General features: G+C 57.4%; 23 protein-coding genes. 12 read left to right on the forward strand and 11 right to left on the reverse strand.

Annotated features, from left to right (window positions below):
* Positions 1–5 precede the first annotated feature (5 nt).
* Genes phrB through GA0071314_RS17825 form a run of 7 tightly spaced genes read left to right on the forward strand, consistent with a single transcriptional unit; the run spans position 6 to position 6,654 of the window.
* Entirely contained in the window at positions 6–1,418 is a 1,413-nt protein-coding gene (phrB, locus tag GA0071314_RS17795; RefSeq protein ID WP_074397890.1) for a deoxyribodipyrimidine photo-lyase, read from the forward strand.
* A 45-nt stretch (positions 1,419–1,463) separates the two neighbouring features.
* Positions 1,464–1,895, forward strand: coding sequence for a nuclear transport factor 2 family protein (locus GA0071314_RS17800; RefSeq protein ID WP_074397891.1), 432 nt, complete (start codon positions 1,464–1,466; stop codon positions 1,893–1,895).
* 59 nt (positions 1,896–1,954) lie between these two features.
* Entirely contained in the window at positions 1,955–2,737 is a 783-nt protein-coding gene (locus GA0071314_RS17805) for an SDR family NAD(P)-dependent oxidoreductase (RefSeq protein ID WP_074397893.1), read from the forward strand.
* Complete coding sequence (locus GA0071314_RS17810; RefSeq protein WP_074397895.1) at positions 2,737–4,086, forward strand: NAD(P)/FAD-dependent oxidoreductase; 1,350 nt, start codon at positions 2,737–2,739, stop codon at positions 4,084–4,086. Before GA0071314_RS17805 ends, GA0071314_RS17810 begins: the two co-directional genes overlap by 1 nt.
* The gene (locus GA0071314_RS17815) at positions 4,083–4,847 is read left to right on the forward strand and encodes a DUF1365 domain-containing protein (RefSeq protein WP_074397897.1); all 765 of its coding nucleotides are present in this window, start codon (positions 4,083–4,085) and stop codon (positions 4,845–4,847) included. The genes GA0071314_RS17810 and GA0071314_RS17815 overlap by 4 nt, the downstream gene beginning before the upstream one ends.
* The gene (locus GA0071314_RS17820; RefSeq protein WP_074397898.1) at positions 4,844–6,112 is read left to right on the forward strand and encodes an SAM-dependent methyltransferase; all 1,269 of its coding nucleotides are present in this window, start codon (positions 4,844–4,846) and stop codon (positions 6,110–6,112) included. The genes GA0071314_RS17815 and GA0071314_RS17820 overlap by 4 nt, the downstream gene beginning before the upstream one ends.
* Positions 6,112–6,654, forward strand: coding sequence for a DUF2878 family protein (locus tag GA0071314_RS17825; protein ID WP_074397900.1), 543 nt, complete (start codon positions 6,112–6,114; stop codon positions 6,652–6,654). Before GA0071314_RS17820 ends, GA0071314_RS17825 begins: the two co-directional genes overlap by 1 nt.
* On the opposite strand, the gene GA0071314_RS17830 is transcribed toward GA0071314_RS17825, so the two are convergent.
* A complete protein-coding gene (locus GA0071314_RS17830; RefSeq protein WP_074397901.1) occupies positions 6,638–8,494 on the reverse strand; it encodes a putative bifunctional diguanylate cyclase/phosphodiesterase in 1,857 nt (618 codons plus the stop codon). The genes GA0071314_RS17825 and GA0071314_RS17830 overlap by 17 nt on opposite strands.
* Positions 8,495–8,852: 358 nt before the next feature.
* Here GA0071314_RS17830 and fabA point away from each other — a divergent pair, with 358 nt between their 5' ends.
* Complete coding sequence (gene fabA / locus GA0071314_RS17835; RefSeq protein ID WP_074397902.1) at positions 8,853–9,368, forward strand: 3-hydroxyacyl-[acyl-carrier-protein] dehydratase FabA; 516 nt, start codon at positions 8,853–8,855, stop codon at positions 9,366–9,368.
* Positions 9,369–9,380: 12 nt separating this feature from the next.
* Entirely contained in the window at positions 9,381–10,598 is a 1,218-nt protein-coding gene (gene fabB / locus GA0071314_RS17840) for a beta-ketoacyl-ACP synthase I (RefSeq protein WP_074397904.1), read from the forward strand.
* A 101-nt stretch (positions 10,599–10,699) separates the two neighbouring features.
* On the opposite strand, the gene GA0071314_RS17845 is transcribed toward fabB, so the two are convergent.
* The 4 genes from GA0071314_RS17845 to GA0071314_RS17860 form a co-directional block, all read right to left on the reverse strand.
* A complete protein-coding gene (locus GA0071314_RS17845) occupies positions 10,700–11,425 on the reverse strand; it encodes a lysophospholipid acyltransferase family protein (RefSeq protein WP_074397906.1) in 726 nt (241 codons plus the stop codon).
* Positions 11,422–12,312 (reverse strand): sugar nucleotide-binding protein, encoded by an 891-nt coding sequence (locus tag GA0071314_RS17850; protein WP_074397908.1) that lies wholly within the window; start codon positions 12,310–12,312, stop codon positions 11,422–11,424. The genes GA0071314_RS17845 and GA0071314_RS17850 overlap by 4 nt, the downstream gene beginning before the upstream one ends.
* Before the next feature lie 44 nt (positions 12,313–12,356).
* On the reverse strand, positions 12,357–12,938 hold the full coding sequence (gene ssb / locus GA0071314_RS17855) for a single-stranded DNA-binding protein (RefSeq protein ID WP_074397910.1): 582 nt from the start codon (positions 12,936–12,938) through the stop codon (positions 12,357–12,359).
* A 71-nt stretch (positions 12,939–13,009) separates the two neighbouring features.
* Complete coding sequence (locus tag GA0071314_RS17860) at positions 13,010–14,389, reverse strand: MFS transporter (protein ID WP_074398586.1); 1,380 nt, start codon at positions 14,387–14,389, stop codon at positions 13,010–13,012.
* Between the two features lie 193 nt (positions 14,390–14,582).
* On the opposite strand from GA0071314_RS17860, the gene uvrA reads away from it, so the two are divergent.
* A complete protein-coding gene (gene uvrA / locus GA0071314_RS17865; protein ID WP_074397911.1) occupies positions 14,583–17,426 on the forward strand; it encodes an excinuclease ABC subunit UvrA in 2,844 nt (947 codons plus the stop codon).
* Positions 17,427–17,598: 172 nt separating this feature from the next.
* A complete protein-coding gene (locus GA0071314_RS17870; RefSeq protein WP_074397913.1) occupies positions 17,599–18,342 on the forward strand; it encodes a Crp/Fnr family transcriptional regulator in 744 nt (247 codons plus the stop codon).
* Positions 18,343–18,418: 76 nt separating this feature from the next.
* On the opposite strand, the gene GA0071314_RS17875 is transcribed toward GA0071314_RS17870, so the two are convergent.
* Both GA0071314_RS17875 and GA0071314_RS17880 read right to left on the reverse strand, forming a co-directional pair.
* Positions 18,419–19,201, reverse strand: coding sequence for a ribonucleoside-diphosphate reductase (locus tag GA0071314_RS17875; protein ID WP_074397915.1), 783 nt, complete (start codon positions 19,199–19,201; stop codon positions 18,419–18,421).
* A gap of 59 nt (positions 19,202–19,260) precedes the next feature.
* The gene (locus tag GA0071314_RS17880) at positions 19,261–21,372 is read right to left on the reverse strand and encodes an adenosylcobalamin-dependent ribonucleoside-diphosphate reductase (protein WP_074397917.1); all 2,112 of its coding nucleotides are present in this window, start codon (positions 21,370–21,372) and stop codon (positions 19,261–19,263) included.
* A gap of 192 nt (positions 21,373–21,564) precedes the next feature.
* On the opposite strand from GA0071314_RS17880, the gene GA0071314_RS17885 reads away from it, so the two are divergent.
* Entirely contained in the window at positions 21,565–22,143 is a 579-nt protein-coding gene (locus GA0071314_RS17885) for a hypothetical protein (RefSeq protein WP_331710466.1), read from the forward strand.
* A gap of 17 nt (positions 22,144–22,160) precedes the next feature.
* On the opposite strand, the gene GA0071314_RS17890 is transcribed toward GA0071314_RS17885, so the two are convergent.
* The 4 genes from GA0071314_RS17890 to GA0071314_RS17905 all read right to left on the reverse strand — a co-directional run bounded on the left by GA0071314_RS17890 (position 22,161) and on the right by GA0071314_RS17905 (position 24,893).
* Positions 22,161–22,841, reverse strand: a complete 681-nt coding sequence (locus GA0071314_RS17890; RefSeq protein ID WP_074397918.1) for an OmpA/MotB family protein — start codon at positions 22,839–22,841, stop codon at positions 22,161–22,163.
* Positions 22,842–22,846: 5 nt separating this feature from the next.
* The gene (locus GA0071314_RS17895) at positions 22,847–23,665 is read right to left on the reverse strand and encodes a motility protein A (RefSeq protein ID WP_074397920.1); all 819 of its coding nucleotides are present in this window, start codon (positions 23,663–23,665) and stop codon (positions 22,847–22,849) included.
* 88 nt (positions 23,666–23,753) lie between these two features.
* Positions 23,754–24,455: an RNA polymerase sigma factor FliA gene (locus GA0071314_RS17900; protein WP_074397921.1), complete on the reverse strand. Its 702-nt coding sequence runs from the start codon at positions 24,453–24,455 to the stop codon at positions 23,754–23,756.
* Positions 24,456–24,485: 30 nt separating this feature from the next.
* Positions 24,486–24,893 (reverse strand): flagellar protein FlhE, encoded by a 408-nt coding sequence (locus tag GA0071314_RS17905; protein WP_074397923.1) that lies wholly within the window; start codon positions 24,891–24,893, stop codon positions 24,486–24,488.
* Between the last annotated feature and the right edge of the window lie 55 nt (positions 24,894–24,948).

Below are 24,948 nucleotides of genomic sequence, written 5' to 3' on the forward strand. Positions count from 1 at the left end.
TGCCCATGTCACGACAGTTGGTTTGGCTGCGCAGCGACCTGCGTATCTACGATAACACCGCGCTGGCTGCCGCCGCGGCGAAAGGGCCGGTAGTCGCCGTATTTCTTCGCTCGGTTGCCCAATGGCAGGCACATGGCCACGGCATCAATAAGATCGACTTTTGGATGCGTAGCGTCACTGCCCTGAAAGAGGCGCTAGATGGCCTCAATATTCCGCTACTGCACCGCGATATCGATTCTTTTGACGACGCCCCCGCCGCCTTGCTGGACGTTGCCCGCGAGCATCAAATTGAGCAGTTGCACTTCAATCATGAGTATCCGCTTAATGAACAGCGGCGCGACGCAGCGGTACTTGACGCATGTAAGCAAGCAGGGATGGCCGCACACGGCTACCATGATGCAGTCGCCTTTGCGCCGGGAACGCTACTGACCGGCAAGGGCGATTATTACGGCGTGTTCACACCGTTTGCCAAGGCTTGGCACAAGCAGATCACCCAAGAGCAATTGGCGATACGCGACACACCAGAGGCCCAATCGCCACTGGATATACTAAGCGACCCGCTGCCCGCACTGCCTGAGTTCGGCGAATCTGCCATTGACGGTCATCAATGGCCCGCGGGCGAGCAGGCTGCCAGTGACCGTCTGGAACGGTTTTTACGCTTCCGCGGACGCCACTACAACGATCAGCGGGATGTCCCCAAGGTGCGTGGCACCAGCGAGCTTTCACCCTACTTGGCGCTGGGGGTGATGTCCTACCGCCAATGTATGCAAGCCGTTATGAGTGAGAATGGCGGGCACTTAGCCGATGGCGATAAGGGGTTAACTACCTGGGTGAGTGAACTTATCTGGCGGGAGTTTTATCAGCACGTTGCGGTAGGCTTTCCACAGGTTTGCCGCTACCAGCCGTTTCAATCATATACACAACAGCTCGTCTGGCGCGATGACGAAGAAGGCTTTCAAGCCTGGTGCGAAGGGCGCACCGGCTATCCACTGGTCGACGCTGCCATGCGCCAGTTGGTCACTACCGGCTGGATGCACAATCGCCTGCGTATGGTGACAGCGATGTTTTTAAGCAAGCACTTGCTGATCGACTGGCGCCGCGGTGAAGCGTTTTTCCTGCGCCACCTGGTAGACGGCGAGTTTTGCGCCAACAACGGCGGCTGGCAATGGGCCGCCTCCACTGGCACCGACGCGGCGCCGTATTTTCGCATTTTCAACCCCACCACCCAATCCTCGCGTTTCGACCCGGACGGCGAGTTTATTGCTCACTGGTTACCCGAACTTGCCATCTTGCCAGCCAAGGCTCGCCATGCACCCCCTCGCGATTTACTTACCCAACTGGACTATCCTGCCCCGATAGTTGATCACAAAGCGGCGCGTCAGCGGGCGCTGGATGCTTTTAAGGCGCTGTCGAACTGACGCAGCGTTAACCACTTACCTGCCTAATCGTTCTCGGGAGTCGTCATGTCACAGGACAAGGCACTAGAAAATTTTTGCGCCTTTTTTAATAAACTAGACAATACCTGTACAGAAAAGCTATACGAGGTATATACTGAGGACATTGTTTTCAGTGACCCGCTGCATCGCATTGAGGGACAGCGTGCGCTTCAGCGCTATTTTGCGGCGATGTACGAAAACGTCGAGCACTGCCAATTTGTTTATCACACGCGCCAGCGCCAAGGCAGCCAAGCGTTTGTTACCTGGACAATGACCTTTGCACATTCACGCTTGGCAGGCGGGCGTCCTATCGAGGTTGATGGCTGCAGTGCTTTAACGTTTGCCGACGATGGCCGTGTTTCACTGCATCGCGACTACTTCGATGCCGGCGCCATGCTGTATGAGCACCTGCCGCTGATGGGCCGCGTCATTCGTTGGTTAAAGCAGCGCCTAGATTAACGATCCCCTTGCTTCGCACGCCTGATGTCGTGCCTGCAGGGCGCCACAGGAGAAGCACGATGAGCACATGGACGACGCCCCAGCGCATCTGGCTGACAGGGGCGACCTCTGGCATCGGAGAAGCACTGGCCAAAAAACTCATTGCCCAGGGCCACCAGGTGGTGCTTAGTGCTCGCAACCAGCAGGCACTGGACACCCTTTGCAACGGCCACCCTAATGCCTATCCACTGCCGCTTGATGTGAGCGACCGCCAGGCCGTACTGGCTGCGGGGGAGCAGATTGGTGAGCAGTTGGGCGCGCTTGACCTTGCCCTGTTTAACGCTGGCACTTGCGAATACCTGAATGCACAACAGTTTGATATGGACCTGATCGAGCGGGTGTTGACGCCCAACCTGTTCGGCACCCTGTATGGGGTGGAAGCCGCGCTACCTTTACTGCGATCGGCGCGCCGGGAAGGCAAACCCGCCCGGCTTGCCGCCACCTCAAGCGCTTCGGCCTACCTGCCACTGCCACGCGCCGAAGCCTATGGAGCCTCTAAAGCCGCCGTCAGCTACTTCCTGGAATCGCTGCGCCTTGACCTCGACCAGGAGGGCATTGATGTCAGCCTAATCCACCCTGGGTTCGTCAAAACCCCCTTAACTGAACGCAACGACTTTCCCATGCCCATGCAGGTCAGCGCTGACGCCGCCGCCGACGCTATTATCGAAGGTTTGGTAAAGGGCCGGTTAGATATTCACTTTCCGCGACGATTTACCTACATCGTCAAGTTTTTGGGCATTTTACCGCCCGCCCTGCGCCGCCGAATTGGTCTGCGCATGACACGCAAGCAAGAGGCTTCTTGATGAGTAACGCGGCGTCTCAGCGCATCGCCATTATCGGCAGCGGCATCAGCGGCATGGCGGCCGGGTGGTATCTCTCTGCCCAGCACGAGGTCACGCTGTTCGAAGCCAACGCACGGCTGGGCGGACACACCGCGACCATGGATATCGAGGTTGCCGGTAACGCTTACGCCATCGACACCGGCTTTATCGTTTTCAACGATTGGACCTATCCACACTTTCAGAGCCTGCTGGAGTCGCTCGGCGTGCCCAGTCAAGCCACCGAAATGAGCTTTTCGGTGCATGAAACCAGCGTGGATTTCGAATACAACGGGCATACCTTGACCTCGCTGTTCGCCCAGCGGCGCAACGTGCTCAACCCTGCCTTTTACCGCCTGCTTGCCGATATCATGCGCTTCAACAAGCAAGCGACGCGTGACTTGGAGAACGAGCGTCTGCCCAAGGACATGACCCTTGGAGACTACCTGGACCGTCACGGTTATGGTCAGACCTTCCAGCGACGCTACCTGCTGCCCATGGGAGCCGCCATCTGGTCGGCAAGCATAGGTGACTTGCGCGCCTTTCCGCTGACCTTTTTTGTACGCTTTTTCCGCAATCATGGCCTGCTATCGGTTAACCATCGGCCGCAGTGGTACACCCTGGTGGGTGGCTCGCGCCGCTATATCCCAGCACTCACCGCGCCTTATGCCGATCGCATTCATCTCAATACGCCGGTTACCCGGATAGAGCGCCACGCCACAGGGGTTATGCTCACGACGCCTGAAGGCACCCAGCGTTTTGATCACGTAGTACTGGCCTGCCATGCCGACCAGGCGCTAGCTATGCTCGGCGACGCCACGCCGATGGAAACCGAGATCCTAGGCGCGATGCCTTATCAGGATAACGAGGTGGTATTACACACTGACACCTCGTTGCTGCCGCGTCGCCGACGCGCCTGGGCCAGTTGGAACTACCGCCTTGATGGCCGCGGTGCCAATGAGCGGGTGTCGGTGACCTACAACATGAATATTCTCCAGCGGCTGGAAAGCGACACCACGTTCTGTGTCACGCTAAACGACTCACAGAACATCGACCCGGCCAAGATCCTGGGTCGCTACACCTACGCCCACCCGCAGTTCACCCTGGCCGGGCAGGCCGCACAACAGCGCCACGCCGAGATTTCATCACCCACCCGACGCACGCACTTTTGCGGGGCTTACTGGCGCAACGGTTTTCATGAAGACGGGGTGTGGAGCGCGCTGCGCGTTGCCCGTTCACTGGGTTGCGATGAAGCACAAAGCCCCCCCAGCGCGCCCACGGCCCTTCCCACCACGGAACTGTTTGATGCCTATCAAGGGAGTGACGCGGGATGAACACAAGGCCCCATTCGCGTATCTATCGCGGCACGCTGCGCCACCGTCGTTTCACACCGCGCGCGCATGCGTTTAATTACCAGTTGTGGATGGCCTGGTTGGATCTGGACGAACTGCCGGGGCTATTTGACCGTGTGCCAGGGTTTAGCGCGCGCGGCCCGGCCCTGGCTCGCTTTCGCCGCGAAGACTACCTCGGCCCCACTGATCGCCCGCTGGCCACCGCCGTACGCGAGGAGCTGACACGCCAATTGGGCAGCGCCCCCGAGGGTCGCATCTGCGTACTCACACAGTTGCGTACGCTGGGCGCCATGTTCAACCCACTGTCGATGTACTACGCCTACGACCGCGAAGGCCAGCTAGCGGCGGTACTCGGCGAAGTCACCAACATGCCCTGGCGAGAGCGCACCTGTTACGCCTGCCGTGTCGATGCGAAGCGCCATAGCCACCACGCAACTTTCGACAAAGCCATGCACGTCTCGCCGTTCAACCCCATGGACATGACCTATCGCTGGCGATTTAACACGCCGAGCGACCAGCTGTTACTGCACATGGAAAACTGGCAACACGGCCAACGCCATTTCGACGCCACTTTAACTCTGGAAGCAGCTCCCGCCACCCCCAAGGTGCTGTTAACGACGCTCATGCGCCAGCCATGGATAAGCCTGAAAACGGTTGCCGGCATTCATTTTGAGGCATTGCGGCTATGGCTGAAGCGCGTGCCCGTTTATAACCACCCCAAGCGCAAGGAGACCTCGAAATGACGACCCTGCGTTCCACGCCGCCTAATATTCAACCCGCACCCCAGGGCCGTCTTACTCGTTGGCTGAAAAAGCGCTTGATTGCTCAACTGGATGCATTTACCGGCGGCAACATCACCTTGATCGAAGGCAACCAGTGCCATCACCTGGGTCAAGGCGGTGATCTGCATGTGACGGTGGTCATCCGCCATGCGCGGGCCTGGAAGCGACTGGCCTTTGGCGGCACCGTTGGCGCCGCCGAGTCGTACATGGACAACGACTGGGATGCCGATGATCTCGTCGCCCTGGTACGGCTATTTGCGGTTAATTTAGACCAGGTCAATGGCAATCTGGAGAATGGCAGTGCGCGCGCGACGCGCTGGTTGATGGGCTGGGCCTACCGCTTTCAGCGCAACAGCCTGACCGGCTCCAAACGCAATATCGCCGCTCACTACGATATTGGCAACGACCTGTTTGCCACCTTTCTCGACCAGCACCACTGGATGTACTCCAGCGCCGTTTTCCCCTATCCGGACGCCAGCCTGGAAGAGGCCTCAACGTATAAACTCGACATCATGCTCGATAAACTCGACGTGCAATCCGAGCATCATTTGCTCGAAATTGGCACAGGCTGGGGCGGGCTTGCCATCCATGCGGCCAAAACCCGAGGCTGTCGGGTGACGACTACCACGATTTCCGAAGAACAATATGCCTACACCGCTAATCGTATTCAGGAAGAAGGACTGGAAGCGCAAATTACGCTGCTGAAGCAAGACTACCGCGAGCTAACCGGCCGTTTTGACCGGTTAATCTCCATTGAAATGATTGAAGCCGTTGGCCATCAATACCTCGATACCTACCTGCACAAAGTTGACAGCCTGCTGACCCATGACGGCCAGGCCATGCTCCAGGCAATCACCATTCGCGACCAGCGCTTTGAAGAAGCCAAACGCGATATGGATTTCATCAAACGCTATATTTTCCCTGGTGGTTTTTTACCTTCCCACCACGCCATTGCCAGCAGCTTGATGCGCAAGACCTCGCTAAATATGGTGTCGCTGGATGAAATAGGCCAGCATTACGCCCGCACTCTGCGCGAATGGCGACACCGCTTCGAGGCCCACTTAGAGCATATTCACACGCTGGGCTATGACGAGCGCTTTATTCGCATGTGGCGCTACTACCTCTGCTATTGCGAGGGTGGCTTCCTTGAGCGCTCAATCGGCACCTGCCACTTGCTGTTGGCCAAGCCAGCAGCCAAGCTGGTGCCCCTGACCGGAGCGCTGTAATGCTCGCACGGCGGCGGGTAATAGCGGTGCTCGTCAATGCTTTGGGCTTTGAGGTGATCTGGACGCTGTGCGTACTAGGCGGTTCCTGGGTGGCGGCTATTGCCGGCAGCGCCTGGATCGCGTTGCATTTGAAGTACTTGGGTAAACCCGGAGAATGGCGTTTGGTAGCGGCCTTTGCCCTACTGGGACTGATAATCGACGGCGGCCTGAAACTGACGGGCGGACTGATGTTTGGTGATCGAACGCTGATCGCCGGTCTGTTGCCGCTATGGCTGTGGATGCTGTGGCCGCTATTCGCCACTCTGGTGCATCATTCACTTGCGTGGCTATGGCGATGGCCCTGGCTGGCGGCGGCACTTGGTGCGCTGGGCGGGCCGCTTTCGTATTTTGCCGGTGCTGCTCTCACCGATGTCTCTTTAGCGCCTTGGCTGCTACCCGCTCAGGCGCTGATATGGGCAACCCTTTGCCTCGCTGTGTGCCCCTATTATCGTCGCTGGCAACAACGCTATGCTGACGCCAGCGCGCCTAGGGCCCAGCTTTAGCCATGGCAGGCGCCTTTGACTGGGCCTTAGGCAGCAGACGCTGCTCGAGTTCGTGGGCGGGCACCGGGCGGGCAAAATAGAAGCCCTGTACCATATTGCAGCCGGCATTGACCAAGAACTCGCACTGCTCCTTGGTTTCGACGCCCTCTGCCACAACCCCAAGTGACAGTCCTTTGGCCATTGATAGCACCGCCCTCACAATGGCGGCATCGGCTTGGTCGCCCGGCAGTTCACGAATGAAAGCACGATCAAGCTTTATCTTGTCCACCGGCAAGCGCTTTAAGTAGCCAAGCGACGAGTAACCTGTGCCAAAATCATCAATTGCGATAGCGTAACCTTGGGCGCGCAACGCTTTTAAGCGTGGCCCCATATCCCCTGCACGCTCATCTAATAAGACCGATTCGGTCAGTTCCAAGCCGATGTGCGCAGGCGTCAAGCGGTAGCGTTTCAGGCAGGTAGCCAGCAAGGTTTCAAGATCGCCCTGAAACAGCTGAAGCGCCGAGATATTCACCCACATCGTTAACGTTGGCATTTCGCTATTGGCCCAATGCGCCTGCTGCGCACAGGCTTTTTCAATCACCCAACTGCCCAGCTCCGCCATCAAGCCATGGCGCTCCGCCAGAGGAATGAACTCACCGGGGGATATCATGCCATCACGAGGATGCTGCCAGCGCAGCAAGGCTTCCATACCCAAGAGTTCACCGGTGCCGGGATGATGCTGGGTCTGGAAATACAGCTCAAGCTGGTCGCCCGAGACCAGTGCGGCGCGTAAATCGCTGACCAACGCCAGTTGGGGATTATCCTGTTTATCCAACGCGGGCCGAAAGCGCAGGCTGTGATTTCGCCCTAATCGTTTGGCGTTATACAGCGCCGACTCCAGGCGCTGAAACAGCACGCCCGAGTCGCGGCCATCCTCTGGTGCCCGGCAACTGCCGATCGTCAAGCCCAACCGCAGCGACTGCTCGTTTATCTCAAACGGGCTGCTCATGTGATCGCGCAGATTGACGATCCATTTGTCGTGATCATCATAGGTGGTGGTGCGAATGACCATGAATTCATCGCCGCCCAAGCGGCCCACAACGCTGCCCGCCATGTGGCTGGTCAGCCGTTGAGCAAAGCGCGCCAGCAGGCGATCGCCCTGCTCAACGCCCATGCTGTCATTCACCGACTTAAGCCCGTCGATATCCACCAAGGCGATATCCAGGCTTTCCCCTGCGCGCAGTTGACGCAGGCGCGACTCCATCAGGTCGTGCAACCGGCGCCGGTTCGGCAAGCCGGTCAGCGGGTCTTCATAACCAATACGCCGCAGGTCACGTTCACGGGCTTTCTGTGCCGATATATCGGTAAATAAACTAATAAAGTGGGTTATTTTGCCACGCTTGTCGGTGACGGCGCGGACCTTAAGCCATTCAGGATACTCATCGCCGTGCTTTCGCCGGTTCCACATCTCGCCTTCCCAGCGCCCGGTGCTTTTCAGGGTGCTCCAGTAGTGCTGGTAAAACGTTTTGTCGTGTCTCGGCGCGGCAAGCGTTTCGAGCTTACGTCCAACCATTTCATGACTTTCATAGCCGGTAATTTCGGTGAACGCAGGGTTCACAGCAATGACACGGTTCTCCACGTCGCTGATGACTATTGCATCATTGGCGAGACCCATCGCATCCTGTGACAACCGAAGCCGGAGGCGTTGCTGACGAACCTGACGCCACGTATCCCACAGCCCGAACGTCACCATTGACGCCGCGACCATGCGCAAGGCGGCATCAGGAATCCAGATGCAAGCGGGCAGTGCGATCAACGCCGCCCAAATCAATGGGCGATTAAGCGAAACGGATAGCCACATGCGAGTTCACGATATCCTATAAAAACGAGCTAAAAGCTGCTCCCAACAAATTAGTAGATCCATCTCATTATGCCGCTAGTACACAGTCTGATTAGACAATCTTACGCCAATACGCCGTTTAGTGTGCAAAACCAATCATTCGACCCTACACTATTCGCCTCATTATACTGTCGGCTGCTAATAAAAAATCTGTAACGACAACCGATAATAGCGCGTTACGTGCATTCAGCGGTTTCGGGAAGTAGACTAGGCAAGGCTTTGCGGGCCGTGCCTCAGTGCTTCACTTCAGTACGGCGCGATGCCTCGGCTTTAGGTGCCGCACGCGGCCAACAACCATCTTGATAATCGGAACGACTCAGTGACCAAGCAACATTCCTTTGATCGCGAAGAACTGCTGGCCTGCTCGCGCGGCGAACTTTTTGGCCCGGGCAATGCCCAACTGCCAGCTCCCAACATGCTGATGCTTGACCGCATCACACACATTCATGAAGCAGGCGGCGAGCACAACAAAGGCGAGTTGATTGCCGAACTGGATATCACGCCCGATCTGTGGTTTTTTGATTGCCACTTTCCCGGCGACCCGGTAATGCCAGGCTGCCTGGGCCTTGATGCTATGTGGCAACTGGTCGGCTTCTACCTGGGTTGGCTGGGTCACCCTGGCCGAGGACGAGCGCTTGGCTGTGGCGAAGTGAAATTCAGCGGTCAGATACTTCCAGACGCGCAAAAAGTAACTTATCGTATTAACATGAAACGTATTATTACTCGTCGGCTGATTCTGGGCATGGCCGACGGCACCGTCTCAGTAGACGGACGCGATATCTATCAGGCTAATGATTTGCGCGTTGGCCTATTTACCTCCACTGCGAATTTTTAACAGGAGGCTCCCATGCGTCGAGTGGTAGTCACCGGCCTTGGCATTGTGTCTTGCTTGGGCAACGACCAACGACAGGTCTTGGAAGCACTTAAAAGTGGCCGCAGCGGCATTCGCTTCAAAGAGGAATACGCTGAACGCGGCTTTCGCAGCCAAGTAGCAGGCAGCGTCAATATTGATCTTGAATCGCTCATCGACCGCAAGTTATTGCGCTTCATGGGTGACGCGGCTGCCTATGCTTATATTTCCATGGCCCAGGCCATTGAAGATGCAGGTCTGTCCGCGGACCAGGTATCCAACGAGCGAACCGGTCTGATCGCGGGCTCCGGCGGCGCGTCCAGTGCCAACCAGGTAGAAGCGGCCGATGTCATGCGCGAAAAAGGCTTGCGCCGGGTCGGCCCTTACCGCGTTACCCGCACCATGGGCAGCACCGTGTCGGCTTGCTTGGCGACGCCATTTAAAATCAAAGGCGTGAACTACTCCATTTCGTCAGCCTGCGCCACATCAGCTCACTGCATTGGCAGTGCGATGGAGCAGATTCAGCTTGGCAAACAAGACGTGGTGTTTGCCGGCGGCGGCGAAGAAGAACACTGGACGCTTTCTTGCCTGTTTGACGCCATGGGTGCCTTATCAACTCACTACAACGATGCGCCTGACAAAGCGTCACGCCCCTATGACCAAGCCCGCGATGGCTTTGTCATCGCAGGTGGCGGCGGCATGTTGGTGATGGAAGAGCTTGAGCATGCCAAGGCACGCGGTGCCAAGATTTACGGCGAGCTGGTGGGCTACGGCGCCACCTCCGACGGCCACGACATGGTCGCGCCTTCTGGCGAGGGGGCAACACGCTGTATGCGTCAAGCCATGGCCACCGTAGAGGGCGATATTGACTACATTAATACCCATGGCACCTCGACACCGGTAGGCGACGTCGCCGAGCTCAAAGCAGTTCGCGAGGTATTCGGCAACTCAACACCGGCCATGAGTTCGACCAAATCACTCACCGGCCACTCGCTGGGCGCCACGGGCGTGCAGGAGGCTGTTTACTCGCTACTCATGATGCAACACGGCTTTGTGGCTGCTTCAGCCAACGTAGAGCAACTTGATGAGCAGGCTGACGGCTTCGATATCGTCACCGAGCGCCGCGACGGCGTGACGATTGACCGCGTACTATCCAATAGCTTTGGCTTTGGTGGTACCAATGCCTGCTTGGTGTTCCAGCGCTATGCCGAGTAATAGATCGATCGAGTAACCACTCGATAGGCCCAAAAAAAACGCCGCCCTACTCATTCATAGGGTGGCGTTTTTTATTGTGTTAACAACCCCGTAAGCCGTTACTATGGCCTGGGCACATCCGAAATATCTACCAATTGAGCTTCTATCCAGGCCTCCACATCGGCCAGCACTTCGTCTGAGGTTCGTCCAGCGGTTTCGATCGGCTCGCCAATGCGTACACGCAACACCCCGGGGCGCTTGACCCAGTGGCGACCCGGCCAACGCTCTCCTGCATTATGGGCCACGGGCAATACCGGCACACCCGCCCGGCAGGCGACAACGCTACCGCTTTTGTTGTAGCGCTTGCGCTCGCCAGGCTCGACTCGGGTACCTTCAGGGAAAATCAGTACCGAAAGGCCTGTGTTCAGCCGCGCGACGCCCTGACTCAGCACTTGCTTAATGGCTCGCGCTGGCTTGGAGCGGTCCAGGCTGATCGGATGTAGTAAACGTAACCCCCAGCCAAAGATGGGTAGACGCAGTAATTCACGTTTCAACACGGTACATACCGGTGGCTTCATCACCTGCAAAAAAACCGTTTCCCATTCACTCTGGTGGTTCGCCTGAATCACACAGGGCCCAGCAGGCAAGTGGTGCTTTCCTTGGATGTCATAACGCACACCGCAGGCGACGCGGAACCAAAACATCAGAAAATAATTATATAAATTCAGCAGGCGATAGCGCCCTGCCAGGGGCAAAAAGGGCGCAATCGGCAAGAACAGCGCGCCAATCACTAATAAGGCGGCAAAATAACCTACGTAAAAAATCACACTACGAACCACTTGCATCAAGACGACGCTCCTGTGTCGTCGACACCCTGATGGTCCCGGGTTAAACACCATGCATCGAGCATCCGCCCAACTTCCAAACGCCACGGCTTTTGATGCACACCAAAGACATCCAGTACCCGGCGGCAATTTAGCACCCGCCGTAGTTTGGCATCGTGGTGATGCTTTAGCGCTTGGACGTCGCCTAGCGTCACTTGCTCGCCACGCCCTTCCAGGTGGGTCGACAGCTGGGTTCTCACCATGGAGGTAAACGTAAAGGCGCTGACAGGCTCGGTGCCGGCTAGGTGATAGGCGCCCCACGCGTCCGCACCGCAGGACTGCTGCTGCAGCATGCCGATCAGGGCAAGCGCTACGGCATCCGCCGAGGTGGGGCAAAAAATAACGTCTTCTGCCGCCCGCACGCTGTCGCCCATTACCAGGCTGTCCAGCAACTCATTTAGCCACGCATGACTGCCCTCAAGCGCAAACAACGGCCCCAGGCGAACAATTAAATGACGGTCGTAATCTGCTCGAATGCGATTGCCGGTTTGCACCAAACGACGCAGACACTCATCCCTGGGTGCCGGCACGACATGCTCGTCAATGGGCACGTCGAAACCGTCTTCATACAGCTGATCAGATACGCACCAGACGAGCGCAACGCCTTCTGCCAGGCAGGCTTCCAGGCACACCTCCACGGCATCGGCATGCGCTTTAACGTCGGCCGGAGCCATGTTTAAAGGATGGGCCAAGGGCGGAACGATCACCGCATCCGGCGACACCGACCGCAGGCGCTCCGCGCTCACCTGCGTCGCTTGTTCAATTACCAGCTCAGTATCAGAGCGACGGCTTGCTTCACGCGCCAGCGCTAAACTTAAGCAGTGCCCCGCATCGAGTATCAAAAGCTTCAAGACGGCCGGTCTCCCTTACCTTCACTCGCGTCATTGACCGTCACTTAAAACGGAATCTCATCGTCGAAATCATCAAAATTACCAGGATCAGGCGCGCCATATTGATTGTTTTGTTGGCCTTGCGGCGGTGTTGGCTGGCTTTGCTGTGGCGCTCGCTGTGGCTGAGGCGCCCCCTGCCCGGCGTATTGATCTCCCTGGGGCGGTTGAGGTTGGCCACCCTGCTGAGGGGCACCTTGACTACCTTGCGCATAATTATTTTGCGCCGCGCCGCCGCCTTGGAAATCACCGCCACGGGAATCCAGCATTTGCATGTCGTTAGCGACGATTTCCGTGCTATAGCGGTCCTGGCCGTTTTGGTCTTGCCATTTGCGCGTTTGCAGGCGGCCCTCAATGTAAACCTTGGAGCCTTTTTTCAGATATTGCTGGGCAATCTCGGCAGTTTTATTAAACATCACCACCCGGTGCCACTCGGTACGCTCCTGGCGCTGACCGCTTTGACGGTCCGTCCAGGTATCGCTGGTTGCTAGGTTGAGATTAGCGACCGCAGTGCCGGAGGGGGTAAACCGTACCTCAGGATCCTGCCCGAGGTTGCCGATTAAAATGACCTTGTTAATGCCACGAGCCATAAGGCGCTCCTTTCAATTGATATCGATAAACGTCGACAGCGTCCCAGCGACGCGCCACTATCTCACCCCGTTTACGATTTGGGGGGCGTTACCAGCTTAGCAAGCGCCGCTTGATCAAGCTGCTGTCGATTGACCTTCAAATACGCTAGACGCTCTTCGGGCACGACCATGACATCTTCAACGCCTGCCACATCCGCCAAGTGCTCAAGCAACACATGCATAGTATCGGCCTCAGTGTCGTGCAATGCCACCACTTCACTGGTGAGCGGCGGCGGAGAGGGCATATTCAACATCGCGCCCCACCATAATAGTGCCAGCAGTGCACAGCCGAGAAATACCGCGTCCAGACCTCCGTAGTTGGCCAGCACACCGCCCAGGGTACCGCCTAAAAACGCCCCCAAGAATTGGCTGGTAGAGTAGACGCCCATGGCCGTGCCTTTTGCCCCGGCCGGTGCCAACTTGCTGAGCATCGACGGCAACGTTGCTTCTAACAGATTAAAGCCGGTAAAGAAAACAAACAGCCAGGGAAACAGCCAATAGCCTTGCGATACCGGCAGCCCCAAACCCGCCAGACTAACCGCAATCGCGCCAATCGCCAGCACACAAATACGCGTCATGCGCTGACGCTTCTCGGCCACGATCATCAACGGCAGCATGGCCACAAATGAAAGCGCCATGATGACCAAGTAGGCTAAGCCATGATGCGCGGCGCTGATGCCCGTCTCAAGCAAGCGAAAAGGCACGGCCACAAAAATGGCCATCAGCACAAAGTGCAGGGCAAAAATCGATACATCGAGACGCCATAGATCCGGGCGCCCCAGAACGCTTCTCAGCTGCTGGCGGTCCATGCCCACATCGCGGTGACGCACACGGCGCGGCGCGGGTGGCACCCAGCGCCACAGCACGACCAAACCCAGCAGCGTCAGCAACACCGTCAGCCAGAACACACCGGCTAGCCCAGCCCACGCCGCCAACCAAGGCCCGATCACCATGGCCAGGGCGAACGCCACGCCAATCGACAACCCGATGGTGGCCATCGCCGCTGTACGCACCTGCTCGCGGGTCTGATCCGCCAGCAGCGCCATAATTGCGGCGGCCACCGCGCCACTACCCTGCAAGGCCCGGCCTGCAATCATTGCGCCGATGGAATCGGCGAGCGCCGCCACCACGCTGCCCAACGCAAACAACACCAGGCCGAAGGCGATGACACGCTTGCGACCAATCCGGTCGGACCATAACCCAAAAGGAATTTGCAGGATCGCTTGGGTCAACCCGTAAACCCCGAGGGCCACGCCAATCAGCAGCGGCGTCGAGCCTGCCAGCGTGTCGGCATACAGCGCCAACACCGGCAGCACCATGAAAAGGCCGAGCATACGGGACGCATAGAGCCCCGCCAGGCCGCTGATGGCACGGCGCTCAGAGGCCAACAACAGTGCGGAAACCTTGCGCATAAAGCCCTTGGGGTAGTCCTTAGGATAATCACCGTCGGTGGTAAATGCCCGCAGGGGGCTAAGATAGCCGTTCATTCTAGCGTGTTGGGAGATCAGGCGAAACGTCCACACACCCTAGACTCGCGAAACCGCTTTGCCGGGAGGGGGCCGAGAAACGTATAATCACGCTTTTGCCGCGCGATTCGAGGTGTTGATGGACAGCATTCTGGTCAGGGGTGCACGCACCCACAACCTCAAGCAGATCGATGTGGAACTGCCCCGCGATAAGCTGATTGTGATTACCGGGCTTTCGGGGTCAGGTAAATCATCGTTGGCGTTTGACACCCTGTATGCCGAAGGACAGCGCCGCTATGTGGAGTCGCTCTCTACCTATGCACGCCAGTTCCTGTCAATGATGGAGAAGCCCGATGTGGATCACATTGAGGGGCTGTCACCGGCGATTTCCATTGAGCAAAAATCCACCTCGCATAACCCGCGCTCGACGGTCGGCACGATTACCGAAATTTACGATTACCTACGCCTGCTGTTTGCCCGTGCGGGCACGCCGCGCTGCCCCGAACACGGCGAAGACCTCGAAGCCCAAACCATCTCGCAGATGGTTGATCAGGTGATGAACCTGACCGAAGGCACCAAACTGATGCTGTTGGCCCCGGTGGTCAAAGGCCGCAAAGGCGAGCACCTACAGTTATTGGCGGAACTGCGTTCTCAAGGGTTCGTGCGCGCTTTGATCGACGGTCAGGTGCTTGAGCTGGACGATATCGCCCCGCTGGACAAGCGCAAAAAGCACGACATTAGCGTGGTAGTTGACCGTTTCAAGGTCCGCGACGACCTCGCCCAGCGGCTGGCCGAGTCATTCGAAACGGCGCTCAACCTAACTGACGGCACCGCCATGATCCACTTCATGGACGGCGAACAGGAGGACTTGGCTTTTTCGTCACGCTTTGCCTGTCCGGTGTGCGGTTACTCGCTGGCTGAGCTTGAGCCTCGTATGTTCTCGTTCAATAACCCGGCGGGTGCCTGTCCCACCTGCGATGGTCTGGGCGTACAGCAGTACTTCGACCCTGCCAAGCTGATCAGCCATCCGGAGCTATCGCTTGCCGAAGGCGTTATTAAAGGCTGGGACCGGCGCAATATTTACTATTTCACCCAGCTTCAGGCGCTTGCCAAACACTATCGTTTTGAGCTGGAAACGCCCTGGAATGAGCTTGCCCGTCACGAGCAGGAGATTATTCTCAACGGCAGCGGCGACGAGACCATCCCATTTGTCTACGTCGGTGACCGCGGTCGTAAGGTGACCCGTGAGCATGCCTTTGAAGGCGTGCTGCCCAATATGCAACGCCGCTATCGGGAAACCGAATCCAACATGGTCCGCGACGACCTGGCCAAATACATTGCCGTGCAGTCCTGCGCCACCTGCAGTGGCTCGCGGTTGCGCAAAGAATCGCGCCACGTTTACGTCGACGACCGTAACATTGCCGATATGGTGCAGTTGCCGATTGGCGACGCATGGCACTACTTTGCCGACCTTAGCCTACCAGGCCGCAAAGGCGAGATTGCCGATAAGATCGTCAATGAAATCCACGCTCGCCTGGAGTTTCTGGTCAACGTCGGGCTGGACTACCTCAACCTGGAGCGCAGCGCCGACACCCTATCGGGCGGCGAGGCCCAGCGTATCCGCCTGGCCAGCCAGATCGGCGCGGGTTTGGTCGGCGTGATGTACATCCTCGACGAACCGTCAATTGGCCTGCACCAGCGCGACAACGACCGCTTGCTGAAAACCCTTGAGCGGCTGCGCGACCTGGGCAATACCGTGATTGTGGTTGAACACGACGAAGAAGCCATCCGCGCGGCCGACCACGTGCTGGATATCGGCCCTGGTGCAGGCGTTCATGGCGGCGAGATTGTCGCCCAGGGCACGCCCCAGGACGTCATGGATAATCCCAACTCACTGACCGGCCAATACCTTTCCGGCACCCGGGAAATTGCCGTGCCGCCCTACCGCATTCCCGGCAACCCGGAAAAACAGTTGGTGGTGCGCGGCGCGACTGGCAATAACCTGCAGGATGTGACGCTTTCTCTTCCGCTGGGGCTGTTTATCGCTATTACCGGCGTCTCCGGGTCGGGTAAATCGACATTGATCAACGGCACTTTGATGCCCATCGCCGCGCGTGAACTGAACCGCGCCACCACACTCACCCCCGCGCCCTACCAAACCATCGAAGGGCTCGATCAGTTGGATAAAGTGATCGATATCGACCAAAGCCCGATTGGCCGTACGCCGCGCTCCAACCCGGCGACCTACACGGGTATTTTCACGCCCATCCGCGAGCTATTTGCCGGCACCCAGGAAGCCCGCTCACGGGGCTACAAGCCTGGCCGCTTCAGCTTTAACGTCAAGGGCGGGCGCTGCGAAGCCTGCCAGGGCGAGGGCATGATCAAGGTCGAGATGCACTTCCTGCCGGATATCTATGTGCCCTGCGATGTGTGTAAGGGTAAGCGCTACAACCGCGAAACCTTGGATATCCATTACAAGGGCAAAACCATCGACGAAGTGTTGGCCATGACGGTGGAAGACGCGCTGGAATTCTTCAGTCCGGTACCCGCTATTGCCCGCCGCCTGCAGACGCTGCTCGATGTGGGGCTGTCCTACATTCGCCTTGGGCAAAGTGCCACCACACTATCCGGTGGCGAAGCCCAGCGGGTCAAGCTGGCCCGCGAACTGGCCAAGCGCGATACCGGTAAAACACTGTATATCCTGGATGAACCAACCACCGGCCTGCACTTTGAGGACATCCGCCAGTTGCTGACGGTGCTGCACCGTCTGCGCGATCACGGCAACACTATCGTTGTGATTGAGCACAACCTGGATGTGATCAAAACCGCCGATTGGATTGTCGATCTCGGCCCAGAAGGTGGTTCCGGGGGCGGTCGAATCATCGCCGAAGGCACACCCGAGCAGATTGCCAAGCAGAAAGTCTCGCATACCGGGCGCTTTTTGGCCCCGCTGCTGGCGCGACACCAGCGCGCGTCCGCTTAACGCTGCTATCGCCGCAGACAGGCGTTTGTTGGCAATAACATGAGCGCTGATGTACTCCCCTGTGGCGAGGCTAAGACCACATACGCGACGCATTCTTCATCTGCTTCGTTTATAGTAGTGGTCGACTGAATAATCGATTTTAAGCGCCAATAATTTTTAGAGGTCATCAGCCGTGGGCCAAGAAAAAAGCTGCATTATTAAGCATTTCAGCCACTACTGCTCGCTTACTGAAGAAGAAAAACAGCTCCTTACTTCACTGGAGGAGAGCCCCACTGATATTAAAGCAGGCACACTACTCTGGGAGATGGGCGACGCGGCAAATGAGTTCTGCACGCTGAAAAGCGGCTGGGCCTATTCGTATCGTCACCTGGAAAATGGTGATCGACAGATTTTGGAAGTGTTTTTGCCGGGGGACATCATTGGCCTACGCGAGTTTGCCTTTGCCCAGCGCCTTGAGAACGTGCGCATGATCAACGATGGGGTTATCTGCCACTTTCCCCACCGCCGCATGCTGGAGCTATTCCGCCAGTCGCTACCACTCACCTCGGTGATGTTCGCCATTGGCAGCCGTCAACAAGCCCTATTGACCGAACGACTAGTCAACATTGCCCGGCGCAGCGCACGCCAAAAAATGGCTCACTTCCTTCATGAAATGTATTTACGGTTGCGCCAAACCAACGACGATATCAGCGGCCACTTTCGTTTACCGCTTTCCCAGGAGCAACTGGCTGATATTTTGGGCTTAAGCCCGGTGCATGTCAGTCGGACATTCAGCGCTCTCAGCGAGGACGGCTTGGTGTTCCGTGACCGCCACAACGTCACCATCCCCGACCTGGATGCACTCTCAGTAGAAGGCGAGTTTGACGATGCCTACCTGACCGATAACGTCCGCCCTCTGTTTGACGCTACGGCGTAGTCGCCACGCATAACAACGCCGCGAGCTTATTTAACTCGCGGCGTTTTAGTTGTCACTTGGCGATCATCTCAGCGGCTCAGCCGCACTTCGACCAGCCACACCCGGCGTAGCAGGTGGGGCAGCCATCCATCATGATCAACTCGCCACGGCACTCCGGGCAGTGGCCCACGGTGGCCGGTCCGCTGCCTTTGGTGTTGGTCGAAGCGTTACCTTTGCCGATAGGTTCTACGGCGCTGCTTGCGGCCTCTTCAGGGGCCTCATCGACAGGCGGCTGCCAAGCGTGCCCGTGCTGCATGCGGTGGGCGTAACGTTCCACTAAATTTTCCACCGGCACCTGGTTGCCGTCCTGGTCCAAAAAGCCACGGCGATACAGAATTTGCTGAATCGACCAGGCAATCGCGGCCACTTCAGAATCATGGAACATGGGTTTGTTCCAGCGGTTCATGCCGCAACGCACCAAGCCCTTATCCCAGGCCACCTTGCGCAAGTCCGCCACTGCCTGGGTGACATAGCCACCGCGCGCCGCCAGCGACAGGCTTCGCATGGTGGCCGTGATCCACTGGTGCTCGCTTGAGAGCTGGCCGGAAGGGAAGAAAAACTCTACCGGGCGCTCAATGACCACGCGTTTGCCGCCGACCACGCCTTCCACCGGCATGAAAGACACCAGCAAATAGACTTTTTTGCGGCCTTCCGCGCCCACGTAGGAAATCTTTTCTGAGACGGCTTCCAGCGTGCCTTCCGGACGCGATGGAATACGCACCGTCAGCGGGTCTTCTTCAGGCAGTTCGCGGACAGGCACCGCCTGCTCTTGCTGTTTGATGCGGTACCCGACGATTTTTGAGGTAATTTCAACAGTCATAACGGTCTCCAATTAGCAAAGGTGTGCGGGCGTTGTGCGTGATGAGGCTTGGTCCTGCATCACCATTTGCCGTAGGTGCCTTCTTTTAAGCCATCAAACAGGTTGGCGGCGTTATGCTCCTCGCCGTCGTATACCACTTTCTCATCGCCGGTCAACTCGAGGGTTTCGCCGTTCTCAAGCTCAAACACATAGGTGGTATTTTTCAGGTCATCCTCGCGCACCAGTACGCCCTGGAAGGCTTCTGGATTAAAGCGGAAGGTGGTGCAGCCTTTCAGACGGCTTTCATAAGCTTGCAGATACAAGTCCTGGAAGTTTTCAAACGGAAATTCGGTGGGCACATTGACCGTTTTGGAGATCGCCGAATCAATCCATTGCTGTGCCGCCGCCTGTACCGCGACGTGCTGTTCAGGGCTCACCGCGTCGGCGGTGATGAAGTAATCGGGCAGGTCACTGTCAACTGCATCGGCGGCAATAAAGTGACGATAAGCCGCTAACTCGAAAGAAACTACCTCGACCTGCTCTTTGGTTTTCTTGCCCGACTGGATAATATTGCGGAAATAGCGGTGCGAGAACGACGGCTCGATGCCGTTAGATGCGTTATTGCCCATCGACAGCGAAATCGTACCGGTCGGCGCGATCGAGCTATGGTGGGTAAAGCGTGCGCCGTGCTCGGCAAGCTGGGCTACCAGTTCGGGCTCCAGCTCGGCCACTTTGGCCATGTACTGGCTATAGCGGGCGTGGAGAATACGCCCCGGCACCTTGTCGCCCACTTCGTAGCCGTCTTTGGCAAGCTGCGGCCGCTCGCGCATCATCTTCGGCGTGATAACGTGCTCTTCAGCAAGCACCGGGGCCATACCTTTCTCTTGGGAAAGTTCCAGCGCTTGCTTCCAGCCCTCAAGCGCCAAATGGCGGCTGACTTCTTCGGTAAACGCCAGCGATGCTTGCGAACCGTAGGGGATCTTGAGCATGGTTAGCGTCGAGCCCAGGCCCAAAAATCCCATGCCATGGCGGCGTTTGGCCTCAATTTCACGCTGCTGCTGGGGCAGCGGCAAACCAGCAATTTCGACCACGTTGTCGAGCATGCGGGTGAAAATGGCCACCACCTGGCGGTAGCGGTCCCAGTCAAACCGGGGCTTGTCACTGAACGGCTCAATGACGAACTTGGTCAGATTGACCGAGCCCAGCAAACACGCGCCTTCCGGCGGCAGCGGCTGCTCCCCGCAAGGGTTGGTGGCACGGATATCTTCGCAGAACCAGTTGTTGTTCATGCGGTTTACTTGGTCGATCAGGATGAACCCTGGCTCGGCGTAGTCGTAGGTCGAGGACATGATGGTGTCCCACAGCTCCCGCGCCTTGATCACTTCGACAATTCGGCAGGCCACGCGGCCTTCATCGTCAACCGTGTAGCCTTCCTCGACCACTGGCCAGTCACGGTAGATGATGTCCTCGGCGCTGACGTCGTCTTTTTCACCGGGGTGCAGCGGGAAGGCGAGCGGCCAGTCGGCGTTGCGCTTCACGGCCTCCATGAACTCATCGGTGATCAACAGACTGAGGTTGAACTGACGCAGGCGCCCGGCTTCGCGCTTGGCCTGGATAAATTCACGCACGTCGGGGTGGCCGACATCGAAGGTGCCCATCTGCGCACCGCGACGGCCGCCGGCGGAGGCCACGGTGAAACACATCTTGTCGTAGATATCCATAAACGCCAGCGGGCCGTTGGTGCCCGCGCCAGCGCCAAACACAAACGCCCCTTTGTGCCGCAGCGTCGAGAAGTCGTAGCCGATGCCCGCGCCAGACTTGAGCGTCATGCCCGCGTCCACTACGGAATCCAGAATATCGCGCATTGAATCGCGAATGGTGCGCGACACCGTGCAGTTAATCAGGCTCACCGCTGGCTTATAGGCTTCAGCGCCGGCATTTGAGAGGATTCGCCCGGCGGGAATCGCGCCGTGTTCCAACGCCCAGCGAAATTTGGGCAGCCACTCATCGGCTTTATCGCCTTCCACCTCCGCCAGGGCTTTCGCCACCCGCTCGAAGGTTGCGCCCAGGTCCTGATCCACCGGCTGACTATGACGATCTTTGAGACGATATTTAGCGTCCCAAATTTCTCGCGACGGCTCCTGCAGTGGGACATCGTTCGAAGTGTTCATAGCCTGGGTAGCAGTACTCATGTCGCAAAACTCCTTCACGGCGGTGGAAATGGCGCGTTAATCAGCACGATTATACGGGGCAATCAAATGAAGTATAGCCTTGACTTTGCACTACATCGGCCGTTTTTTCACACTTTTTCTACCATATATAGAAAAATCAGCGCGTTAGTCTTTTGCCCTTGGCCATCAGACGATAGGCTAAGGGTTTTCCAGATGATGGGCCTGTTCATGCCGTTAATGTCCCGCTTTTATTCAGCACTTGCTTACCCCGCGCTTGGCGCGGCGTTGGTCTTATCGCTGCCATCGGCTTATGCCGTATCGTTTAACGTCGAAGACGATCAAGCCCACGGTCACTGGCAGTCAATGTCATTGACCCTCGGTGAAGAGCGGCATTTTCGTGCGGTGGAGACCCATAGCTACTCGGATGCCACCTTGAGCGTCAACGCCACCCAAGGCGTATGCGATTTGCCGTGGCTGGAAATGCGCGTTGAGCTGGACGCCGCCCAAGGAGAAAGCCGGGCGGACGATCTGGTACCCGCGCGATTACGCGTCGATGAGCGCGAACGACTCAACAGCGTTGCCGAATTTATTACCGAGCGCGCCGATAACGGCTTTTATGCCCACTTTTATTTAAACGATATCGACGCTTTAATCGCCGACATGAGCGACGGTGAGCGGATATTCCTGGGCTTTGATCAAGGCGATGAAGAGCCTTGGTATATGACGTTTAGCCTGGAGGGCGCAGGGGAAGCGCTGGCGCGCATGCAGGCCCTGTGTCAGCAGGCTTCGTAAGGGTTGTAAGAGGTTATTTACTCGCGCGCTGACGGTTGCCTAAGCACAAGTTCAACCCGTCGATTAGCGGCTCGTCCCTGCGACGTGGCGTTGTTTTCTATCGGCTGGGTATCGGCATAGCCAACGGCGCGCATGCGATCAACATTGAGCCCTTGGCTTTCTAAATGGCGAACCACCGCGATGGAACGAGCTGATGAGAGCTCCCAATTGGATGGGAAGCGCGAGGTCGCAATGGGCACATTGTCGGTATGTCCTTCGACGGATACCTGCCCTTCAAAGGCATTCAATACATCCACTAGGCTGGCAATGAGATCGCGGCCCTGACCGGTAAGCTGTGCCCGCCCGCTATCGAATAACAGCCTATCGTTGATGCGCAGCGTCACGCCTTCCTGGCCTTGGGATACGTCCACCCCGGGGATACGAATGCCGTCGAAGCGAGGTTGCACGCCACTATGCCGCGGCTGGATACCGGCTGCCAAGGTGGCCAGGGGCAGGTCTTCGATAGCGCCGGGAGACACCTCGGCGACACTGCCGGCGGCACCCTCATCGTTACCGCCCGGCGGGGCCAAAGACAGCAGCAATACGAACAGGGTAAGCAATAACGTCAGCACGTCCAGGTAGCTGGTTAGCCAACCATCATCCTCTCCACCCGTTAGCAGCGGCGCCTCTAAGGTCTGTCGCGTATCCCTGTCTAACATGGCCGCTACCCTTTGGCAGCAGCACTTGTGCGGGTGCGCGGCTTCTTAACGTCAGGTTCACGGATTTCGTCATGGTAATTAGCGATGAACGAATTGAGCGTTTCTTCGATAAAGGAAGGCAACCGGCGCTTGGTAATCAGTGAAATCCCTTCCAATACCATATTCATGGTAATCAGCCGTTCTTCGGTGCGCCGCTCCAACTTTACCGCGACAGGCTTGAACACCAGATTGGCCAGCAAAATACCATAGAAGGTCGTCAGCAAGGCCACCGCCATACGCGGGCCAATGACGTCAAGATTGCCGGAATCCATGACTTCCAGCATATTGACCAGGCCTACTAGCGTGCCAATCATGCCAAACGCCGGTGCATAAGTGGCCATGGTTCGGAAAATTTGCGCTTCCGCATGCTCGCGCGCTTTTAGCCGCGCTATACGCCAGCGCAACATATCGAAGATTTCGTCTTCTTTGGTGTTGGCGATAACCAGTTGGATACCGGTACGTAAAAACGGGTTGCGGGTATGTTCAAGCTCTCTCTCAACGGCGCGAACATCGCCCTTAAACCATAGCCGCGACATGGAAACCAGTTCGTTGATATCGTCACGCACATAGGTATTTTCGCGGCGAAAGACAAGCCCGACCAAACGCACCACACGGAGCACTTCTTTAAGTGGATAGCTGATAAAGGTGGCGGCAAGCGTACCGGTGACCACAATAGCGAGCCCCGGTAAATTGAAGAAGCTTTCCGGCGATTCAGCAGTAAAAAACAAGACGCTTACCAACAGCAGGATGCTGGCACATATACCTATCAGCGTCGATGGATTCATGTCGTGCTCCTTAAAGCATTAAATACGGGACGCGTTAGCGCGGGGTGTTGAAACAGCAGCGCGTTCCCCGCCGTTTTTGCCGTCACGACTACGCCGAATCGTTTAACTTTGCGCGCAGGCGACTCACCGCTTGGCTATGCAGTTGGGAAACGCGTGATTCAGTAACGCCCAACACAGCACCTACTTCTTTTAAATTCAATTCTTCTTGGTAATACAGCGCCATAAGCAGCTTTTCACGCTCGGGCAATGCCTCAATGGCGGCCACTAGCGTTTCCCGCTGTTGGCCATCTAGCAAATGATCGAACGGCGAACTACTCGCCTCACGACTATACGGCTCACTGCCATCGGCCACCAACTCTTCGAAGGGCAGCAACTGCCCACTATTAGTGTCATGCAGCAGTTGCTGATAATCGCCAAGCGGCATATCCAACGAGGCCGCAATTTCTGCTTCTTCAGGGGCGCGCCCCAGCGATTGCTCCAATCGCCTGACAGCCTCATCCACGGCCCGGGCAGAGCGCCGGACGCTGCGGGGCAGCCAATCGCGGGTGCGCAACTCATCCACCATGGCGCCGCGAATGCGCTGACTAGCAAACGTCGCAAAGGTAGCGCCCTGAGTGGCATCGAAGCGTCCTAGGGCCTCTAATAGACCCATCATGCCCGCCTGGATTAAGTCGTCCAGCTCAATGCTGGCTGGCAACCTGACTTGAAGCGTCAAGGCCTGACGTCTTACCAGTGGCATGTACTCCGTCATCAGCTCACTTTGTTCGATCCTGCCTTGTGCTGTATACATCCTCTTGCCTCGCGGCTAAACCACCTTGACTCACTGATAATTTATAATCATCTGCAACCCTTTAATGCTGACGGGCCGCTGCCCTGGCCGTAGCGCAAACTGAAAATGCAGCGGCGTTGTCGCACCTAGCCCTGATAAAGCACGGGTCTCCCCACGCATCCCTGATAAAGGAACACAACGCTCAGGATGACATAGCCAGGACTGAAGCGCTGCCCCGGGGGGATGCTGGTATTGCCATTGGACGCGCTCAATGACCGCCGTCGGTGCGGCGACACCCGCTGGGGGACGCGCCGTATCACTGCGGCTGGCGCGGTCGCTCATGGCCACCGTAAGCCCCGGCACTTGCGTGACCCAACTGCTGGACGCCGCCTGAGCTAACGAGCCAGTCCCCACTGCTAGTACCAAAATGCTAATTACATAACGCCAATAGCCTAGCATGCTTGGTTCCTTTTCATGAGCGAATTAGCCCCGTTTATTAGGCGCTTTACAGGCG

It is taken from the genome of Halomonas sp. HL-93 (assembly GCF_900086985.1).
Classification (GTDB): domain Bacteria; phylum Pseudomonadota; class Gammaproteobacteria; order Pseudomonadales; family Halomonadaceae; genus Vreelandella.

Excerpts from the sequence above, each read along its gene's own strand:
- GA0071314_RS17880 (WP_074397917.1), bottom strand. The coding sequence starts at position 21,372 with ATGAGTACTGCTACCCAGGCTATGAACACTTCGAACGATGTCCCACTG.
- GA0071314_RS17830 (WP_074397901.1), bottom strand. The coding sequence starts at position 8,494 with ATGTGGCTATCCGTTTCGCTTAATCGCCCATTGATTTGGGCGGCGTTG.
- GA0071314_RS17805 (WP_074397893.1), top strand. The coding sequence starts at position 1,955 with ATGAGCACATGGACGACGCCCCAGCGCATCTGGCTGACAGGGGCGACC.
- GA0071314_RS17825 (WP_074397900.1), top strand. The coding sequence starts at position 6,112 with ATGCTCGCACGGCGGCGGGTAATAGCGGTGCTCGTCAATGCTTTGGGC.
- GA0071314_RS17875 (WP_074397915.1), bottom strand. The coding sequence starts at position 19,201 with ATGACTGTTGAAATTACCTCAAAAATCGTCGGGTACCGCATCAAACAG.
- GA0071314_RS17810 (WP_074397895.1), top strand. The coding sequence starts at position 2,737 with ATGAGTAACGCGGCGTCTCAGCGCATCGCCATTATCGGCAGCGGCATC.
- phrB (WP_074397890.1), top strand. The coding sequence starts at position 6 with ATGTCACGACAGTTGGTTTGGCTGCGCAGCGACCTGCGTATCTACGAT.
- fabB (WP_074397904.1), top strand. The coding sequence starts at position 9,381 with ATGCGTCGAGTGGTAGTCACCGGCCTTGGCATTGTGTCTTGCTTGGGC.
- GA0071314_RS17890 (WP_074397918.1), bottom strand. The coding sequence starts at position 22,841 with ATGTTAGACAGGGATACGCGACAGACCTTAGAGGCGCCGCTGCTAACG.
- ssb (WP_074397910.1), bottom strand. The coding sequence starts at position 12,938 with ATGGCTCGTGGCATTAACAAGGTCATTTTAATCGGCAACCTCGGGCAG.
- GA0071314_RS17820 (WP_074397898.1), top strand. The coding sequence starts at position 4,844 with ATGACGACCCTGCGTTCCACGCCGCCTAATATTCAACCCGCACCCCAG.
- GA0071314_RS17895 (WP_074397920.1), bottom strand. The coding sequence starts at position 23,665 with ATGAATCCATCGACGCTGATAGGTATATGTGCCAGCATCCTGCTGTTG.
- GA0071314_RS17815 (WP_074397897.1), top strand. The coding sequence starts at position 4,083 with ATGAACACAAGGCCCCATTCGCGTATCTATCGCGGCACGCTGCGCCAC.
- GA0071314_RS17885 (WP_331710466.1), top strand. The coding sequence starts at position 21,565 with ATGATGGGCCTGTTCATGCCGTTAATGTCCCGCTTTTATTCAGCACTT.
- GA0071314_RS17860 (WP_074398586.1), bottom strand. The coding sequence starts at position 14,389 with ATGCGCAAGGTTTCCGCACTGTTGTTGGCCTCTGAGCGCCGTGCCATC.
- GA0071314_RS17905 (WP_074397923.1), bottom strand. The coding sequence starts at position 24,893 with ATGCTAGGCTATTGGCGTTATGTAATTAGCATTTTGGTACTAGCAGTG.
- GA0071314_RS17800 (WP_074397891.1), top strand. The coding sequence starts at position 1,464 with ATGTCACAGGACAAGGCACTAGAAAATTTTTGCGCCTTTTTTAATAAA.
- uvrA (WP_074397911.1), top strand. The coding sequence starts at position 14,583 with ATGGACAGCATTCTGGTCAGGGGTGCACGCACCCACAACCTCAAGCAG.
- GA0071314_RS17900 (WP_074397921.1), bottom strand. The coding sequence starts at position 24,455 with ATGTATACAGCACAAGGCAGGATCGAACAAAGTGAGCTGATGACGGAG.